General features: G+C 38.8%; 17 protein-coding genes. 2 read left to right on the plus strand and 15 right to left on the minus strand.

Annotated elements, in window-relative coordinates:
* Nucleotides 1-192: 192 nt before the first annotated feature.
* The 14 genes from I6F43_RS00550 to I6F43_RS00615 form a co-directional block, all read right to left on the minus strand.
* Nucleotides 193-1521 carry a tetratricopeptide repeat protein gene (locus I6F43_RS00550; RefSeq protein WP_197100446.1) on the minus strand — a complete coding sequence of 443 codons (1329 nt, stop codon included), beginning with the start codon at nucleotides 1519-1521 and terminating at the stop codon, nucleotides 193-195.
* 45 nt (nucleotides 1522-1566) lie between these two features.
* Nucleotides 1567-2172 (minus strand): energy transducer TonB, encoded by a 606-nt coding sequence (locus I6F43_RS00555; RefSeq protein ID WP_024591041.1) that lies wholly within the window; start codon nucleotides 2170-2172, stop codon nucleotides 1567-1569.
* A 9-nt stretch (nucleotides 2173-2181) separates the two neighbouring features.
* The gene (locus I6F43_RS00560) at nucleotides 2182-2592 is read right to left on the minus strand and encodes an ExbD/TolR family protein (protein ID WP_024591042.1); all 411 of its coding nucleotides are present in this window, start codon (nucleotides 2590-2592) and stop codon (nucleotides 2182-2184) included.
* A gap of 54 nt (nucleotides 2593-2646) precedes the next feature.
* Nucleotides 2647-3174: a MotA/TolQ/ExbB proton channel family protein gene (locus I6F43_RS00565; RefSeq protein ID WP_024591043.1), complete on the minus strand. Its 528-nt coding sequence runs from the start codon at nucleotides 3172-3174 to the stop codon at nucleotides 2647-2649.
* Between the two features lie 3 nt (nucleotides 3175-3177).
* Nucleotides 3178-4557, minus strand: a complete 1380-nt coding sequence (locus tag I6F43_RS00570) for a MotA/TolQ/ExbB proton channel family protein (protein ID WP_165736060.1) — start codon at nucleotides 4555-4557, stop codon at nucleotides 3178-3180.
* A 10-nt stretch (nucleotides 4558-4567) separates the two neighbouring features.
* Entirely contained in the window at nucleotides 4568-5320 is a 753-nt protein-coding gene (locus I6F43_RS00575; RefSeq protein ID WP_197100448.1) for a DUF3450 domain-containing protein, read from the minus strand.
* 241 nt (nucleotides 5321-5561) lie between these two features.
* On the minus strand, nucleotides 5562-6176 hold the full coding sequence (locus I6F43_RS00580; protein ID WP_197100450.1) for a DsbA family protein: 615 nt from the start codon (nucleotides 6174-6176) through the stop codon (nucleotides 5562-5564).
* 13 nt (nucleotides 6177-6189) lie between these two features.
* Nucleotides 6190-7272: a GGDEF domain-containing protein gene (locus I6F43_RS00585; protein ID WP_101216935.1), complete on the minus strand. Its 1083-nt coding sequence runs from the start codon at nucleotides 7270-7272 to the stop codon at nucleotides 6190-6192.
* A gap of 5 nt (nucleotides 7273-7277) precedes the next feature.
* A complete protein-coding gene (locus tag I6F43_RS00590) occupies nucleotides 7278-9167 on the minus strand; it encodes a methyl-accepting chemotaxis protein (protein ID WP_197100452.1) in 1890 nt (629 codons plus the stop codon).
* Between the two features lie 257 nt (nucleotides 9168-9424).
* Nucleotides 9425-10681 carry a sugar MFS transporter gene (locus I6F43_RS00595; protein ID WP_197100454.1) on the minus strand — a complete coding sequence of 419 codons (1257 nt, stop codon included), beginning with the start codon at nucleotides 10679-10681 and terminating at the stop codon, nucleotides 9425-9427.
* Nucleotides 10682-10766: 85 nt separating this feature from the next.
* Complete coding sequence (locus I6F43_RS00600; protein ID WP_197100456.1) at nucleotides 10767-11660, minus strand: substrate-binding periplasmic protein; 894 nt, start codon at nucleotides 11658-11660, stop codon at nucleotides 10767-10769.
* A gap of 74 nt (nucleotides 11661-11734) precedes the next feature.
* Entirely contained in the window at nucleotides 11735-12253 is a 519-nt protein-coding gene (locus tag I6F43_RS00605; protein WP_197100458.1) for an RNA methyltransferase, read from the minus strand.
* Nucleotides 12253-12765: a YcgN family cysteine cluster protein gene (locus I6F43_RS00610; RefSeq protein ID WP_024591051.1), complete on the minus strand. Its 513-nt coding sequence runs from the start codon at nucleotides 12763-12765 to the stop codon at nucleotides 12253-12255. Before I6F43_RS00610 ends, I6F43_RS00605 begins: the two co-directional genes overlap by 1 nt.
* Before the next feature lie 97 nt (nucleotides 12766-12862).
* Nucleotides 12863-14704 (minus strand): DUF885 domain-containing protein, encoded by a 1842-nt coding sequence (locus I6F43_RS00615; protein WP_197100460.1) that lies wholly within the window; start codon nucleotides 14702-14704, stop codon nucleotides 12863-12865.
* Between the two features lie 154 nt (nucleotides 14705-14858).
* On the opposite strand from I6F43_RS00615, the gene I6F43_RS00620 reads away from it, so the two are divergent.
* The gene (locus tag I6F43_RS00620) at nucleotides 14859-16136 is read left to right on the plus strand and encodes a Xaa-Pro dipeptidase (RefSeq protein ID WP_197100462.1); all 1278 of its coding nucleotides are present in this window, start codon (nucleotides 14859-14861) and stop codon (nucleotides 16134-16136) included.
* A gap of 218 nt (nucleotides 16137-16354) precedes the next feature.
* Nucleotides 16355-18775 carry a TonB-dependent receptor gene (locus I6F43_RS00625; RefSeq protein WP_197100464.1) on the plus strand — a complete coding sequence of 807 codons (2421 nt, stop codon included), beginning with the start codon at nucleotides 16355-16357 and terminating at the stop codon, nucleotides 18773-18775.
* Between the two features lie 68 nt (nucleotides 18776-18843).
* Here the strand turns inward: I6F43_RS00625 and adhP are convergent, their stop codons facing one another.
* The gene (gene adhP, locus I6F43_RS00630; RefSeq protein ID WP_182672370.1) at nucleotides 18844-19854 is read right to left on the minus strand and encodes an alcohol dehydrogenase AdhP; all 1011 of its coding nucleotides are present in this window, start codon (nucleotides 19852-19854) and stop codon (nucleotides 18844-18846) included.
* Nucleotides 19855-19856: the final 2 nt, after the last annotated feature.

Raw genomic sequence — 19856 nt, forward strand, 5'->3', positions numbered from 1 at the left:
TGAGTTATCAGCAGCGCCTACCTTACGGTAGCTATATGACATTACAGTTACACTTTAATAAACATAAGATGACAAAGTTATTTACATAAAATTCAAGTAGTTAATTTATTAAAAACATAAAAAAACCACACTAAAAATAGTGTGGTTTGGATTTGCGATTATGAAATTATATTTAAACGTTATTACTAAAGCTTAAAGCAGTGCCGTTCTTAATGTTTCTGCATGCACTTTCTCGCGCTTTACATATTTAATCCATTGTTGTGCTAAACGCTGTGATTTTTTATGTTTTTCTGCTTGTTCGAACGCTAAAATAGATGCATCAAAATTTTGTAAGTTGTACTGAGCCATACCCAAGGCTACAAATGCATTTGATTCAAAATCAAGTGAGCCTTTATTAAGTGCTTTACGCGCTGCGTCGGCCGCTTCTTCATATTGCTCAGTATTAACATATACTTCAGCTAAGCGTTGGTCATACTTACCACTGGATGATAAATCAGCTGCTTTTACAAAGTATTCTATTGATTTTTCGTCTTCTTTTGCTTGGATCATCGCCTCAGCTATAAAGGCATAGTTTTTAGCGTTTTGCTCTGCGACACCTTCTTTAATCGCTTTACTCATTACAACGCCTGCTTTGTAAGCCAAACCGTTATATAAATACACTTGCGCTAATTGGCGTAGATCAGATTTAGATGTTAAAAAACCTTGCTGGTAAGCCGCCTCAATAATTGCTAGCTGCTTTTTTTCTTGCCCAGTTTCGCCATACATACCCGATAATTGTACCCAGTACTCAGGTTTGTTATAGAGCTTTACCATGCGCTCAAGTACTTCAACAACTTTGTCAGTTTGATTAAGTGAGTAGTACATGGCACGCTGTAGTACTAACCAGTTTTCCTTAGGGGTTTTACCTTCGCTATCACTTAAGGAGATAACTTGGGAGATATACTCAAGCCCTTTTTTATAATCCTTTAACTGATAGTATGTTTGAGCCCTTAGCAAGTAATAGCCTTCTGTTTTAGGCTTAGTGTTAATACTGTCCCAGTCATCTAAAAATGCGATAACTTTAGTGTAATCACTATTAGCCATAGCTAGTTGCGCCAAACTAAAGGTAGTACTTAAACGAAGCGATTCAGGAATGGCCTCCTCTGCTACGACCTTTTCAAACGAAGCTATCGCTTTTGGTAAATCGTTTTCGTTGTAATAAATAAATCCATAAAAATTATGCATCATTGCAACTTCGTACGAATTCATACTCGAGGCTCGTTCTTTAATGCTATCGAGCGCTTCAAGTCCGCCTTTAACATCGCCATCGTCAGCAAGTTTTTGGGCACGAGCCAGTTGACTATAAACCTTTTCACGTAGCGCTGGGACACGTTTTGTTTTTTGCTCTTGCTCTGCATATGCCGTAGCTACATTTAACCCTGGTATTAGGCTTAGGGCACTTGGTGCAACAATACTTGTACTGATCGCAGCAGTACAAAATAGTGTTAATTTTAAAAATTTAGCTATAGGTAGTAATTTCATAATCGCCTCGCATTTCTGTCCGTTTACTCGTGGTTAATTACTAAATTAACCGCTAATTTGGAAAGATATTTTGTTCTGAACACCCGCAACTTCAACGGCTTCACCATTTACTACGCGCGGTTTATATTTAAATTTAAGGGCTGCATCCATCGCCGCTCTATCAAAGAGAGACTCAGGCTCTGCTTTAATCACTTGTGGGTCTCGCACCGTACCTTGCTTAGTTACTGTAAATTCAACAATAACGTAGCCTTCAATGCCACGTGATAATGCGCGACGAGGATAAACAGGCGCCACTTTAACAATAGGTAAATACTCACCATCACTTGTTTCAAGTGCTAAACCACCGGCTAAATTTACATCCGCATCTACATTGGCGCCAAAGTCGAAGTTATTAGCGTTCGCAGTCGCGTCGCTATTTTGCATTTGCGGCGATTCCATTGGCGGAGGTGGCTCTTTAGGCGTTGGTGGCTTTTGTGGTTTACGTTCTTTTTTTTGCACGCTTTCTTCTTTTTTAAGCCTGACAAAATCAAGTACGTTACCCTTGGCGGGTTCACTCATTACACCTTCGCCACCAGTAATAAGTGCCTGCATGCCTAAAAACAACATAAAGGTCACTACACCGGCTATAACTAATGCTACTAAATAACGCATTGCCTGCCCTTATGCTTCTTGAGCCGCAATCGACACATCAAACACACCTGCTGCGCGTGCTGCATCCATTACTTTTATTAAAGTATCGGTTGTTGATTTTTTATCAGCTTGAATAACAACACTACCTTGCGGGTTTTCAGCTTTTAAACGCTCAATATTGGCTTGCACTGCGCGTATGTCAATTTGACGTTTGTTAATCCAAATTTCACCCGTGTCAGAAATCGCCACTAATATGTTTGCACGTTCTTTTTTAACAGCTGTTGCTGCTTCAGGTCGGTTTACGTCAATACCCGATTCTTTTACAAACGACGCTGTAACAATAAAGAAAATAAGCATGATAAATACAACATCTAACATAGGTGTCATGTTTATTTCTTCAGCTTCGTCTTCTTGCATTAAATTACCTAAAGGGGCTCTCATTTTTTATTCTCCTAGGATGAACGGCTTTAAATGGGCCGCTTATCAAAATTTTGCTTAATGGTCTAAAACCATGCTGTCTTGTAGTAGCTCTACTTCTCGCTTGGCTTTGCGTTGTAAATACGTTGATGCAAATACACCCGATAACGCACCTACCATACCCGCCATTGTTGGAATAGTTGCTTTAGATACACCCGATGCCATTGAGCGCGCACTGCCTGTGCCTGTAATTGCCATCACATCAAATACTTCAATCATTCCTGTTACTGTGCCCAATAAGCCAAGTAACGGGCATAACGCAACCATTACGTTAATAAGCGGTAAATTAGTATTTAGGCGCATACTTGCACGCGAGATCATCGCTTGACGAATTTGCTCTGCATTCCAGCTGTTACGCTCACAGCGAGAACTCCATGTGCTTTTAGCGTCTTTTTTATAACCACGAAAACCATTAAAAAAATAAATAAATCGCTCGAGTATCAATAACCACATCGCGAAGATTAACACCCCAATGACCAAGAGAACTTGGCCACCAGTGTCGAGAAAATCACGGATAGCATTGATTGAGTCAATCAATAGCACCATGGCTTATTCTCCTTTCTCACTTCGCTCTGCAATAATACCGGCGCTTTGCTCTTGTAATATAAGCAGTAAACCTTTTGAGCGAGTATTAAGTAGCGTGTAAATAAATACGGTTGGTATTGCAACAACTAAGCCTAATACGGTTGTTACTAGTGCTTGAGAAATACCACCAGCCATTAGTTTAGGGTCGCCAGTACCAAATAGTGTAATTGCTTGGAAGGTATTGATCATACCGGTTACCGTACCAAGTAAACCTAATAGCGGTGCAACTACCGATATAATTTTGATAAGTGTTAAGTTACGCGTTATTTTTGGCATTTCGCGTAAAATAGCTTCACTTAATTTAAGCTCTAACGTGTCGTAGGCAACATTTGGGTAGTCATCTTTAACTTTCATAACACGACCTAGTGGATTGTCATCTCTCGCTACGCTGTCTTTTAGCTGGCGGCGAATTTTCCCACCAACAAGTAATAGCGATACAAAACGCTCAATTGCAATTAATAATGCAAGTAAACCTACACCTAAGATTACGTAACCAACAGCGCCACCTTGATGTACTTGCTCTGCAGTATCTGGGGCTTGAACGAGTAAACCTAAAATTGAACCACCTGTTGGGTCAAGTGCAAACTGCACAACACCTGTCTTAGCTTCTTGTAAATCGCCCGCTGTTGATGTGTAGCGCGATACTGGTTGGCGAGTTAGTTCGCTTAGTGTATTCGTACCTGGGTTGTATTCTAAATATTTACCGCCCGATATAAGGTTAAAAGCACCTACGCGAACAACTTCTTGCTGTGCTTTATTACCACCTTCGACTATAACCGTAGTATTAAAGCGACTTACTTTGCCTTGCTCGGTCATTTCGCGTTGCAGCTCGTACCACACTTTTTCAATATCGTCGATTGAAGCAAGCTTTGATGTTGAGCCCATTTTTTGAGCGAGATCGTCCATAAAAGCACTTCGCCCCGGAATTTCTGCCGATACAACCGATGTTGCAAATTTATTGCTTGAATCACCAGCAACTTGCTGAAGAACGCCATATAGTTCTTTAAGTGATCCCATACGCTTTGATAAAGTATCGGTTAAATTAGCAAGCTTAATTTCGTTTTCTTCAAACTGTGTTTCTAATCGCTCTGATTCACCAAGCATTTGACTGCGTTTTGCTTGTGTATCTTTTAGCATTTGCACTTGTTCGTTTTGACGCGAGGTAAATTCTTGCTCTCGTTGCTTGTTTTGTGCGCTTTGAACCGATTTCCCGTCTTCAATTGATTTAAGTAACGAATCAAGATTCATTGACTCTGCCGCGATACTATTACCTGTAAAACCTAGGCTTAGTGTAAGGCTTGCAGCAAAAAGAGCCTTTTTTGTCATTTGAGTAAACAATTTCATTTTTAACCTCTTATTCTGCTGCGTGTACTGGCAGAGTTAACATATCTGGGGCAAGTTGCTTACGCGCTATGCGAAGACCTTTGTTAATTTGGCTTATAGTAGAGTCAGGAAGCGCTACAAACGTTTTTGTGTTTGTATCCCAACTACCTGCTTGCTTGCCATCGCGCGTTAAATAAATAAGCTCTAAACGACCAATGCGTAAAAAGTCTACTTCTCGCTCTTTACCACTTACTTCTAATAGAGCGGTATATGCTTCAATGGTACGCCCGTAATCAACTTCCACTTGATAAGCTTCCAAAACACGGCGAAATTTCTCGCTTGAGGTGATATCAGCGCGATCCATCATGGTTTTTAATGAGGCTAAACGTTTTGCACGCTCATCTTGTAGAAATGGCACGTCGAGTGATACAAACTGCTCAAGGCCTGTGATCATACGCATCATTAAAGGTGTAATTTGACGTTCAATAATAGAAACCTGATCCATTGACAGGTTTAACGATTCCATCTCTTCTATTTGATTATTTAACTGTTTAGTTAGCTGAGCGTTGTAAACAGCTAAACCGTCAATTTCTTTATTGAGGGTTTTAAACTGCTGTAAACGCCCTTGCATTGAATCTGCAATCTTGTCTATTTTTGTTTGTGATTGCGCAGCTGATTTATTAATTTCACTGCTTTTATCAATAACCTTATCTAAATCGTTTGCGTGTACTGCTGCACTTGCGGCCACAATACCAGCTAAGATTAATGGTTTAACGCCTTTCATCGCATACACCTTTACTCGTTAGTTAGCGGATTTGCTAGTTTGTTTTCTTAGGTCATAAACTTTGTTATATAAATAATTTATGACTTAATAATTTCAATGAGCAGGAGTTTATAGATGTAACATGACAAGGATGTTGCGCAAAAAAGTCGCTTTTATGACAATGGTAACAATTAAGACTTACGAGGAGATTTTTAAGATGATAAGAGCATTTGTTAACCAAATGCCCTATAAACAAGCTGGGTTATTTTAAAATTGAATTAATTTGATTAAGGGAATAGTGCCAATCGGTATAATTAATTTCTATTGGGTGTGCTTTATTGTCTTTTATAAGCACGAGTGAGGGAAACCCTTGAATAGGTAACGTACGAACGAAAGACAACTCTTCTTTAAGTTCATCATTAAGCTCACTTGATGCTAGCTGCGCAGTAAACTCATTTTTATCTAAGCCAATTTGTTCAGCCAAACTAATTAGCGTACTTTCATCTGACGGGTTTTGCGCATTTAGGTAATAAGCATGTTGAATTGCAGCCACCATTTGAGCTTCTTCATCTGCTTTGCGCGCTATAAGTGCAGCTCTGCATGCGGGATACGTTGAACGTCTTGGCTGGCAATCGCGCCAAAAGTTATAATTAAATTGCGTACCTAACTGCGCTGAAATTTTATGCCAAGTACCCTCAAGCATCTCTTTCATATTTTGCGGCATTGGGTCTTGGCTATCAGGTGCTAATCCACCTACTTTATATTCAATTGCTACTTTACCAGCAAGCTCTGATTTTAGCTTAAGCCAGGTTGGTGAGTAACCCCAACACCAGCTACACATTGGGTCATGAACATATATTAATTTACTTTGAGACATATTAATCCTTCAACTAGTTCGAGACGACACTATTACGACCAGCAGCCTTTGCACTATAAAGAGCTTCATCAGCTTGTTTTAACGAGTCATCATAATCAGTTACTTTATTTACTTGGGAAATACCAATACTACAGGTGATTGAAATACGCTGCTTGTCATCAGTAAATATAACGTGCCCTGCAACAGCCTCTCGAAATTTGTTTGCTATTACAGTGGCTGTAGTAACAGTAACCTGCGGTAAAATAACAACAAACTCCTCACCGCCATAACGGGCCTTTAACGCAGTTGCCAAAAACTGAGATTCAAGGAGCTTGGTAAATTCAATTAATACCGTATCACCAAAATCGTGACCATGCGTATCGTTTAAAGACTTGAAGTTATCTAAATCAATTAACAAAATTGAAAAAGGTAAGTACTGCTCTGGGCGTGTTTGGGCAAGCTTTAAAAAATGAGAGGTAATAAAACGTCTGTTTGCTATGCCAGTAAGGGGGTCGGTATAAGCATCTTGTTTTTGCTCTAGCGTAATATCGGCAATAGCCATGTGGCTTTTATGCCTAAAATACTCACCAATAAATGAGAATAAAAACACCATAGAAAAGGACGCTATAAACCGTGTTTTTTCTACATTGCCATAGCTAACTTGACCCAAGTCAGGGCCGTATAAAATAACAATACAAGAAAACAGTAAAGTAAAACCTAACCAAGCACCTAACCTGACCCCTAAAGATGCAAACGTCACTACAGGATAAAACATTAGCCAATATAGCGCGGTGTTGTCTTTACCACCGGTATAAACAAGTGCAACAAACATCATGCACACAATGCTCATACTTATTAATGCCACTACTTGAAGATTACCCGTTTTTATAAAGTAGATAGAACAGCTTATATTTGTAATGTTAACGATAATTAATGAAGCAGTGAGTATCGGTGAGTAAACCTTATAATTCAAAAACACTAATACAGCAATCACCACAATTGATATCCCAATCATGGTAAATAAAGAAAACGCTTTGCGTTGCATGTCTGAGCTATAAACACTGTCGATATTTATTAGACTGAGCCAATTTGGTTTATTCACATTTTTTTTAGTCATTAATTTTATACTTTAAACTTTTGAACCATATTTTCTAAGGCACTAAACTGCTGTTTTAGTTTGGTACATTCGTTAAGCGTGTCATTTAAGTTAGCCTTGCCTTGTATAGAAAGCGCACTAATTGTTTGAATATCAGTATCTAATAACTTAACAACTTGGTTTTGCTCATCGGTTGCACTGGCTACAGAATGATTTGCATCGTTAATTTGCTTAATAGCTTGTATAACATGGCTCATTAAATTGCCGACGGCATCTGCTTGTTGTACGCTTTTTTCACTGTCTTGAAGGCTTGTTTTCATAAGCTCTACAGCAAGGTTTGAGCCTTTTTGTAACTGGCTCACCGTGTCTTCAATTTCTTGCGTTGATTGTTGAGTGCGGTGTGCTAATTGGCGTACTTCATCTGCTACAACGGCAAAACCGCGTCCTGCCTCTCCTGCTCTAGCGGCTTCTATTGCTGCATTTAGTGCCAATAGATTAGTTTGCTCGCTTACACCTTTAATAACTTCAAGCACTTGCCCAATACTGGCTGTGTGCGTATTTAAACTGTTTATAGTTTGCTGAGCTTTCTCCATATTAGCTGAAAGCTGGTGGATGGTTGCAACGCTGTGGCTTAATGCTTCTTGGTTTTGTGTTGAGTGCTCATCTGCATTTTTAGCAAGCTGCGATGCACTCTCTGCATTATTTGAAATATCCATTGATGTAGCTGAAAACTGGTTAATAGCCGCTGCAACACTATCGGTTCGTTTACTTTGATCATCATACATAGACAGCGATGAATGTGTTTGTGATACCAGGCTCTCAATAGCTGTATCTAATTGCTCTGTTGACTCTTTTACTTGCTCTATTGAATGCTGAATTTTTTCGATGAAAATATTAAATGAATGGCTTAAGTCGCCAAACTCATCATCATTTTCAACGGTTAAACGCCTTGTTAAATCACCTTCGCCTTGTGCTATATCTTTAATGGCATCGTTTAAACGGTTCATAGGCTGCATTAAATAGCGTAATAAAAGCTGCATCATAATAATGATAGTAATGATCCCTATTACCATAAAAACAGCCGCAGTTTGGCCAAAGTTAGAAACGCTGACATACGCTTTATCTTTATCTATGACAACACCTAGGTACCAATCTACGTTTTCAATACCACTGATTTTTGTAAACGAGATAAGCTTAGACTCTCCGTTTATCTCGTATTGGGTAAACTCACTTTGCAAGGGCGTATTAGTACCAAAAATGTCTGATGTATTTTTTAAGTTTAACTTAGCATTAGGATGGCTTAACACTTGACCTTTGTTATCGAGTAAAAAACCATAACCGAGACCTAAAAAATCAATATCGTTAATAATTTTAGTCACGGTTTGCATATCAATATCGGCACCTGCAACGCCGCTAAACTGGCCATTTTGTAGCATGGGTACTACCGCTGAAATTGTAAGCTCGTTAGTTGTTACATCAATATAGGGAGTTGTAAAAGCGGTATTTGATTTGTTTTCGACTAATTTGTACCAAGGGCGAGAGGTCGCATCAAAATCAGCAGGTAAAACGACTGATTGATCGTTTAATATAAACGTGCCGCTGGATTTACCTATATACGTATTTTTAAAGCTTCCGGCAAGCTCTGCAGTATTTAATTGTGAAAGGGTGAGTGCTTTAGAATCATTAGCTTTATGGGTTTTAGCAATTGATATAACAATCGCCAACTTTGCATTTAACCAACTCGCTATATTTTGTGAAACAGATTCGGAATTTTGTTGTAATACTAGGCTTAACTGCTGCTCGGTTTGCTTGCGCATCGCAATGTAGTTATTAAAAGTAAATAACCCTAGCACCAAAACCAAAATTAAAGAGGCTGCAATAGTCACTTTGGAAGTAAATTTCAACGAGTTAAGCATATACATCCTTTTTATTATTTATCTTTATTATCCATACAGTTTTAGCAAAAATTTAGCTAAATGTCCTAATAAATAAGGCTTGCGACTAGGTTATTAGATAAAAATAAGGATAAAGGATTAAAAAACAAAAGTCTGTAGGGGGTAACTGACTAATATTGAAATAAATTGTGACTCGTATTAATTACTTATGGAACGTTCCTATTAAATGTAGCTTTATAAGTGACTGAATACGTATTCAATCACTCTTGTATAGTCTGTTATTTCCACTTATTTGCTAAGCGAACAACATTTAATCCGTACCATGCAATAAATATATAACATAGCATTGGAACAAAAAAGCTTTGCTGTATATTTACTGTGTCAGCTATAAACCCTTGCAGTAATGGTACAAGTGCACCACCTACAATAGCTAAGCACAACCAACCAGAACCCTTACTGGTCAATGATCCTAGTCGCTCAATTGCAACTGAAAATATAGTCGGGAACATAATTGAGTTAAATAAACCAATTGCCAATACTGAATATAAAGCGACGTCACCTTGAGTAAAAATGGTGATCAGCAATAGCGCAATAATACTAAATGCATTAAATGCGATCGCCTTAGAAGGCGCTATTTTTTGTAATAATACAGAGCCAATAAAACGCCCTACCATTGCCCCGCCCCAGTAATAACTAATAAGTGCAGCCGCAGTATGCTCTTCAAGTCCTGCTATGTGCGCCTCACCAAAGTAGTTAACTAAAAAGCTGCCAATGGCAACCTCCCCACCTACATAACAAAATATAGCAAGTACACCCATAGTTAAGTGCGGTGCTTGAGTTAATGAACGAGATTCTACTGCAGCATTATTTTCCTCTTTATGGGCTTCAATTTCTGGAAGCTTTATAAAGGCAAATATAATAGCGATAAGTAATAAGGCACCAGCAAGCATTAAATAAGGCACTTTTACAGACTCAGCAGTTGCTGCAGAAGCAGCAATACTACCTGCTGTACCAAAAAATAATAAACCACCGACATAAGGCCCAACGGTAGTACCAAGCGCATTAAGTGCTTGTGCCAAATTTAAACGAGAAGAAGCTGTTTTTTCGCTCCCAAGAGCAGCAACATAAGGATTCGCAGAAACCTGAAGCACCGTTACACCAGCGGCAAGTACAAATAAAGCGCTCAAAAATAGCCAATATTCATGTACTACAACAGCAGGATAAAACAACATACAGCCAATTGAAGCTACAATTAAACCAGTTAAAATCCCTTTTTTGTAACCAAACTGCTTAACTAAAATCCCCGCAGGGATAGAAACAATAAAATAAGCACCAAAAAAGCAAAACTGTACTAGCATCGCTTCAAAAAAACTTAAATCAAATACGCCTTTTAATCGTGGTATTAGTACATCGTTTAAAACAGTAATAAAACCCCATAAAAAAAATAGGGTCGTCATTGCAGTCAGTGGAAACAGATAATTTTTATTTGGCTGTTCGTTGACCGCGAATGATTGATTTGTATTTATTTCACTCACGTCGTTTTCACTCCATTAACAAGTTGAAAACGATTCTACATGTTTATATATAAATTAGTCAGCGCAACAAAGGAACGTTCCAATTTTATGGCTTGCATTGAGTATTTGTCATATTGATAATACGGTCTATCTCGCCACTATTATGAAACTGATAAAGCCCTTCATTTATGTCCTCTAAGACTAAAAGCCATTTAGGTGTAAGCTTACTAATAGCAAAATATAAAGGGTTGTATTGCAGAGGAATGCTTTCTTGCTCAATAGAAGAAAGCAAAGATTGTTTTTCAGGTTTAGTTAAAGAAGAATAAGTTACTGAGAATTTAAGAACTTGAGGGTCGCCTATAATCAAATCAACACGTTTAGCAACCAGAAGCTGAACAAGCTGTAAATCATCAACAGAGGTAATAACTTCAAACTCAGCATTGTCCATCATGGCATCAAACTCAGGCGTATTTTGATACCCACGAACAACACCAATCTTTTGCCCTTTAAGCGATTTTAAGTTTCCAGTGAAACGGTCTGTATCGCCTTTCCTTTTTAAAAATGCAATTTCTCCACCTTTAAATGAATTAGATAAACCGAGTAATTCTCGACGTGTTTTACCATTAACATAATCGGAGGGGGCTGTATCTTCTATAAAATATTCAGGCATTAATATATCAGCTTTGCCTAGCTCTACATTTCGTACAGCTCTTGCCCAAGGCAAAAATTCTATATATACGCTGTAGCCCTTACTATTTAATAGAGCTATTGAAAATTGATAAACCCAGCCTTTATTACATAAATTATTACCAATATAAGGAGGCCAATCGAGTGTGGCTAAATGGAGTGTTTGTTTGGGGTTTTTCGCTTCATAGAGCACTCCTGATTTGTGGTAATGTCCAGTTAAAACATGTTGAGTACCATTTTGATAATACTCAACTGATGTTTCAGCAAAACAATTACTACTTGTCAGTAATAATATAAAATAAAACCAGCGCATTTTAGTATCTATTTATGATTTATAATGTTTTTAAGCTTAGCCAAAACTAACATTTTTGCACAAATAAACCTCGATTAATCAGATGCTTTTTGCCATTTCATTTTATTATTTGTATCACGTGAGCTTATAATTGTTGTATCGCTGCTCTCAACGCCGCCTAATTTAGCTAAGCGATCGTACAAAACCACATTACAAGTAGCCGCTAAGTTCATGCAGCCAATAGTTGGAATATATACCACTTCATCACACCACTTTAAAACGTCTTTTGGTACAGAGCCATCTTCGGGGCCAAAAACATAAAACGCATTTTCAGGATGCTTAAACTCAGGTAAAGGTGTTGCACCTTCAATAAGCTCAATGACAACAACGGTTGCGCCCTCTGGTTTTACCGCTTCTAAACTATTAGTTTCAGTTAAAGGGATACGCTCAAGTGCGTTCTTAGTATCGGTATGAAACTTCTTAGCGTTTAAGTAACGATTACCGGTAAAAAACACCTGTTTGGCATCGTAACAACCTGCTGCACGTAATACACCGCCAACATTAGTCGGGCTTTTAGGATTGATTAAACCAATTACCGCTTGTTGTTTGCTCATTACTCAGCGTCCTTTGTTGGCCACTCTGCAATGTACAAATCAAAGTCGTCTAGCTTTACATCGCAATCTTTGACTGTTTTGTCTTTTACAGAAATACCTAGCTCATGCATCTTTGTTTTATCGCCACTGTTTAATAATGGGTGCCAAGAAGCCAAACCACGACCTTCATGTAAACGACGGTAACTGCAGCTTTGTGGCATAAAAAAGATGTCTTTAAGGTTTTCTTTTGTGAGTTTTACACAAGAAGGAACAAGCGTTTGGCGGTTTTCGTATTCGCTACAACCACAGGTGTTGTTATCAAGATACTGACATACAATATTAGTAAATATTAATTGCTCACCTTCGCGTAACTGATCGGTGGCGGTAAATTCGTCTTCATCTTCGCTATCAATAAACGTATTTAAACAACATTTTCCGCATCCATCACAAATGGCTTCCCATTCGTTTTGACTCATGTCGCTTAAGCTTTTTTTAAGCCAAAATTGTGTATTTGCTAATTGTTGATCAAACATAGTTTACTCGTGCCCCCTAAAGAGCGCGCATTCTACCGTATTGCTGTAAATGGCGCAAAGCCAATACCCTTTCAAAGTACAGGCTTTGCGCTACAAATTAGCTTTGAGATTTAACCCAACGCTTAATTTTTTCCTCAAGGATTGGCATTGGCAATGCGCCATCAATTAATATTTGCGTGTGGAACGCTTTAATATCAAATTTATTGCCGAGTTCTTTTTTAGAAAAATCACGTAATTCTTGAATTTTAAATTGCCCTAACTTGTAAGAAAGCGCTTGGCCTGGCCATGCTATATAGCGCTCTACTTCAGCAATTACATCACTTTTAGCCATAGACGAATTTGCAAGCATGTAGTCTATACCTTGTTGACGCGTCCACCCTTTTGCATGAAAACCAGTATCAAGCACTAAACGCATAGCGCGTAATTGCTCATCCGATAAACGTCCGTACCACATATAAGGGTCGGTAAATAAACCTAGCTCTTTGCCTAAGCTTTCTGCATAAAGCGCCCAACCTTCTGCAAACACAGTGTAACCACCAAATTTGCGAAAATCAGGTAAGCCCTCTATTTCTTGCTGAAGTGCTATTTGAAAGTGATGGCCCGGGGCTGCTTCGTGAATCGATAAAGTTTCGAGTAAAAATTTAGGCTGCGCTTTTAAGTTATAAGCATTGATATAAAAAATACCAGGGCGAGAGCCATCAGGCGCCGGAGATGCGTATGAAGCACCTGCTGCAGACTGCGCTCTGTATGCTTCAACAGCTTTTACAACATAAGGTGCTTTGGGTGCGATGTTAAAAAGCAGAGGCAAACGCGCGTCTATTTTTTTCTTAACGTTTTCATATGCCGCAATTAACTCCTCGGGCGTGTCGTAGTAAAATTCATCTGAATCACGTAAATGGTCAAAAAATTCTGATAACTCACCTTTAAAGCCTACGGTTTCTTTTACTTTTTTCATTTCGCTTAAAATACGCGACACTTCACTTAAACCAATGTCATGAATTTCATCAGCAGATAAGCTAAGCGTCGTGTTTTTCTTAATTTGGTATTCGTACCATGCTTTACCGTTTGGTAAGTCACTATAACCAACGCTTTCTCGGCTATTTGCAATATACTGATTAGCTAGAAAGTCACTCATGCTTTTATAAGCAGGTACTAAGTGCTTCATAATCAATTGACGATACTGTGCTGTAATTTTTTGCTTTTGCTGTGCGCTAAACGAGTCTGGTAATTTTTTAATTGGTCCCCAAAATAGTGAGTCTTCGGCATTTTTAACTACATGAGCTGCAAATTGTGGCTGCAGTTTTTCAGCAAGTGGTTTTGGTAACGTAATACCTAGTTTAATGCCTTGTGCCATTGAGCGCTCTACACTAGCTAGCCACTTTACAAAACCTTCGCTGCGCGAGATAAAAGCCGTGTAATCTTCAGCGGTATTAAACGGCTGAGCACTTTGACCTGAACCAAAACCTGCAAAGGTGTTATGCGCACCCGCCATTTGGTTAATTGGTAGTAAATAATCAGGAAACTGCATGCCTTCTAATTTAAGTGCAAGGTCGCGCTCTAATATTTCAAAACTTAAAAGCGACTGCCCTGTTAACTGTGCTTTATCTATAAAGTTTAAACGCTGTTGATATTTTTTATAAAAAGCCGCTTTTTTAGCTCTATTTTCTTTTGAAATCTCAGGCGTAAATTGATCGTTAAACTCGTTACGACCATTATACGTTGCGCTGATGGGGCTATATGTAAGCGATTCATCGTAATACTGTGCAACAAGTACATCGAGCTGTTGCTCTGCCGAAAGCTCTGAAACAATACCTGCCGATGCGTTAACGGTGTTTAACTGCGCACTGGTATTAGTGTGTGTACTAAGCTCAGTATTCATACAGCCACTTAAAGCAAACATAACGCCACTGGCAACTAATGCTAATTTAATTGATTTCATGATAATCCTTTTTAATATCGTTTTTTGATTATGCGCATTAAGCCATACTTAATAAAGTAATTACGATAGATTGCGTTCATCGTATTAAATTTGCACTTTTATCTGAGCTTGTTACATTTCTATTAATTCAAATATGATTTAAAAGAAAAATAAAATGAAAAAACAACTACTCAGCACCTCTATAGCCTTACTGTGTTTAACTACTTTTAATGCCCATGCCGTTACATACCTATCGGCTAAAGCCATGGTTAATGTGGAAGATGGCACGCACATTAAATCGCCCTTGATTACTATTGATGATGGCGTAATTACAAACATTGAACAAAATAAAAAACCAACGCTGACTAAAGATGATGAACATATTCAACTACTTGATTTAACCCTTATGCCAGGTTTAATGGATATGCATGTGCATTTAACAAGCGATCCGACCGTTCCACGCAGTGAACGTTTAGGCCAGTCAGTTCCTAGAATGGCAATTAAAGCGGCTCATTTTGCTAAAAAAACCTTAGAAGCCGGATTTACAACAGTTCGTAATGTTGGCGCAGAAGGTTACAGCGTTATAGCGGTGCGTGACGGCATAAATGCGGGTGACATAGTTGGCCCTCGTATTTGGGCTGCGGGGCCATCACTCGGAATTACCGGCGGGCACTGTGATAACAACCGATTACCTCCTGAGCTTAAATATACTTCAAGTGGCGTCGCAGACGGTCCATGGGCTGCGCGTATAAAAGTACGCGAAAACATTAAATACGGGGCAAACGCTATTAAGTTTTGCGCCACAGGTGGAGTATTTTCAAAAGGGACTAAAGTAGGTGCACAGCAGTATTCTTTTGAAGAAATGAAAGCCATCGTTGATGAAGCCCATATGCGAGATTTACCTGTTGCAGCTCATGCACACGGTACAAGCGGGATTAAAACAGCCATTAAAGCAGGTGTTGATAGCGTAGAGCACGCCAGCTTTTTAGATGACGAAGCCATAGCCCTTGCCAAAGAGCATGGAACTTGGCTTTCTATGGATATTTATAACACCGAATACACTTTGACTTATGGCGAGCAAAATGGTGTTGACGAAGAAAACCTAAATAAAGAACGCCAAGTATCAAAAAGGCAACGTGATAGCTTTAGCCGTGCTGTAAAAGCGGGTGTGAAAATGGTCTTTGGAACGGATGCAGCAATTTACCCGCACGGAGATAATGCAAAACAGTTTAGCCGCATGGTTGAATTTGGCATGACAGAACTACAAGCCATTCAAGCATCCACTATTAATAGCGCTAAGTTATTAAAAATGGATACTCAGTTAGGACAAATTAAAACCGGATTTGCTGCTGATATAATTGCTGTAAAAGCAAACCCTCTTAAAAACATTAAAACCTTAGAGTCAGTACCCTTCGTAATGAAAGCAGGTGTTGTTTATAAAAACCAATTGTAAATACACGCTATTAAGGCTGAGCTTACTTAGTCTTAATAAACCCCTCACCCATCTCAAACATCCTAATAAAGGTACAACGTACCTTTATTAGGCTTGGTTTTGTTTATTAATTATCCGAACAGTTTTATTTAATCAAATAAAATGAACTTTCTATTCACTTTAAAAACAATAACCATTATCATTCGCGCAAATTCAATAACGCGAATAGTTATCACTCTATGAAAACGTTTAAGTACTCTCTTATTACTCTTGCTTGTTTAAATGCAAATATGGCATTTGCCCAAAATACACAAGTTGATGCTGATATTGAACGCATCAGCGTATACGAAAAACAAAACCGCGTGGTGATGAGCTCAGGTCTTGCTACTAAATCAGACATGTCTTTAATGGAAACACCTGCACCGGTTGTGATTATTGACCGTGAACTTATTGAATCTCAAGGTGTAGATAGCCTACAAGATTTAGTTAGAAACGTAAGTGGTTTAACACAAGCAGGTAATAACTACGGTATTGGTGATAACTTAGTAATTCGTGGTTTAGATGCAAACTACACCTACGATGGTATGTATGGTGGTGCAGGCCTGGGTAATACATTCAACCCAACTCGTTCACTTACAAATGTTGAATCTGTTGAGGTTTTAAAAGGCCCAGCAACAGGTTTATATGGCATTGGTAGTGCGGGTGGCGTAATTAACCTAATAGAGAAAAAGCCAGAGTTTGAAGAGAAACACAAAGTATCGGCTGAGCTTGGCCAGTGGGATAGCTATTCATTATCGTTTGATAGCACTAACGCTATAACAGATGACTTGGCCTATCGTGTAATGGCTAAAACAGCGTCAAGTGACGGCTTTCGCGATTTAAAAGAAGATCGCGACGAAATTTATACTTCGCTTAAATACGTGCTAAACGACAGACAAAACATCATGCTTTCTGCAGCATATATAAAAGATGAAATAGCGGTTGATTCTATTGGCCACCCTATTCGTATTTACAATGCAGAAACTGCAAATGGTTTAAGCGCGGGTGAAGTAACCGGTGCCGATTTAGTAAACGATCCGACAGGAAGCGGCGTACAGTTAAGTGATGCACAACGCGACCAACTTGCTAATTCGCTATCTTCATCTGATGGATTAACACCTTATAGCTTTGGCACAAATGGTATTATTTCACCAATGGCTGATGCTAACGAAGGTGAAGAACTGCGTTTTAAATTAACGCATAACTATTACATTACTGACGATTTGTTTTTAAACCAGCAGCTACAGTACCGTAACTACACATCAAGTTTTGCGCGCCAAACAGGTGCTTATAACTACGTTTACTCTACTCGTGATGGAATTATAAATAATGACCCACGTGCTCCGTTAGTTGAAGACGGTGTACTTTACCCGTATGCAGCACGCCGCCAAGAATACCGCCAAGTAGAAGCAGATGAAAAATCATGGCAGTACTTTTTAGATTTACGTTATGACTTTATGTTAGGCGACGTAGATAACGAATTACTTGTTAACGCAAACTACGAAGATAGAGATATTCGTTTTAAACAATTCTCAATATGGGATCAAGATTACGTACTCACAAACGATGCTGGTGATGTAACGTACCAAGGTTCATTGCCGTATATTTACGATATAAGAGAACCAAATTGGCCATCTGGCAACTTTGATGACTTCGATCCACTTAAAACCAGCGACTACAATAAAAAAGTACAAGCATGGGGCTTAGGCATTCAACATGTTGGTTATCTTACTGAAGAGCTTACAACGCGTATTGGTGTAGCATATAACCGCATTGAGCAAACTTACGAGCACTTTGGTGTAGATGAGCGCTATAGCTCAAGCCGCGCAGAGCCAACACCTGAAGCGAGTACATCAGATTCTGGCTTAACGTATAACCTAGGTGCAACGTATCAGCCATCTGAAGATTTATCTGTATTTGTAAATCATTCAAAAGGTCGTACAGCGTATAGTGTATTGGGATCTGTTGCGGGTAATGAAGCAGACAGAGAAGATTCTGAATCAATGAGTAACGATTTAGGTTTTAGATTTAAAGCGTTTGATGATCAACTACTAGCTTCTGTTGTTATATTCGAAAGCTCTCGTACTAATTTAGAATACGCAAATCCGCTTTATGACGCTTTAACATCAGGCTCAAATGTACCTGAAAGCTATTATGATGGTAAAGAAGAAACAACAGGTATTGAACTTGATTTAAACGCTTACTTAAATGATAAATGGAAAGTAAACGTAAACGGTATTTATCAAGATGCACGTGACAAAAGCAATCCTAACAGCAGCAGTTACGACACACGCCAAAAAGGTGTGCCTTACGTAACAGCAAGCACGTGGGTAACTTATTACGCAGATATGTTTAACTTACCTGAAGCTGTAAATATAAGTGGTGGTATTACATTTGTAGATAACAGAAGTACTAATTCGAGTTCTTTCTCGATTCCAGATGGATATGTACCAAGTTACACGATATACGATACAGCTGTATCGTATACAACTGATAAATGGCATATGCAGTTAAACTTAAATAACTTGTTTAACAAAAAATATTACTCAAAAGCAATGTTTTTAGGTGGTATGCCAGGCGAAGAGCGTAATGCAAAACTAAGTTTTAGTTACACACTTTGATAGTTTAGATGATTAAAAAGCACGGTTTGTATTTTTACAAGCCGTGCTTTTTTGCTATGGCGATTTAATTAAATAGTAACCACTATGCGACCGTTAATTTCACCTTTGAGCATATCATCAAAAATTTCGTTAATGTCCTCTAAGCGTTTTTCTTCTATGATTGCTTTTACTTTACCTTGAGCGGCAAATTCCAAGCATTCTTGCAAATCTTTACGCGTACCAACGATAGATCCCACTACTGACACGCCATTAAGCACAGTATCAAAAATAGGAAGCGGCATATCCTCTGGAGGTAATCCCACTAATACACATTTACCGCCACGGCGTACACTCTTATAAGCTTGTTCAAACCCAGCTTTAGATACCGCAGTACACACAACGCCATGCGCGCCACCTACTTGTTCAAAAATAGCTTCGCTAGGAACAACTTCTTTAAAGTCGAGTGTTATATCTGCGCCAAGCTCTTTAGCAAGCGCGAGTTTTTCTTTACCTGTATCAACAGCTATTACATTAAAACCCATTGCTTTAGCGTACTGAACTGCTAAATGACCAAGCCCGCCTACACCAACAATAGCAACCCACTGCCCAGGTTTAGCACCAGATACTTTTAATGCTTTATAGGTTGTAACACCTGCACAAAATAATGGAGCAGCTTCAGAAAAACCGAGTTCTTCTGGTATTTTTACAACGTAGTCGCCATGCGCTAAACAATATTCTGCATAACTACCGTCAATAGAATAGCCCGTATTGTGCTGCGATAAACACAATGTTTCTTTACCATCTAGGCAAAACTCACAGTGCCCACATGCACTATAGAGCCAAGGAATACCGACTCTGTCGCCAACTTCTAAATGTTTTATATTACTTCCGACTTTTTCGATAACACCGACACCTTCATGCCCTGGTACTAATGGCATTTTTGGTTTTACTGGCCAATCCCCATGACAGGCATGTAAATCGGTATGGCAAACGCCACAGGCCGCTATTTTTACTAAAACGTCGTTTATTCCCACCTCAGGAATTGGTAAGTCTGTTATTTCTAATTTACCTTTGTATTGAGTATTAATTGCAGCTTTCATAG

The sequence above is a fragment of the Pseudoalteromonas sp. NZS71_1 genome (assembly GCF_015864305.1).
In the GTDB taxonomy this organism is placed as follows: domain Bacteria; phylum Pseudomonadota; class Gammaproteobacteria; order Enterobacterales; family Alteromonadaceae; genus Pseudoalteromonas; species Pseudoalteromonas arctica.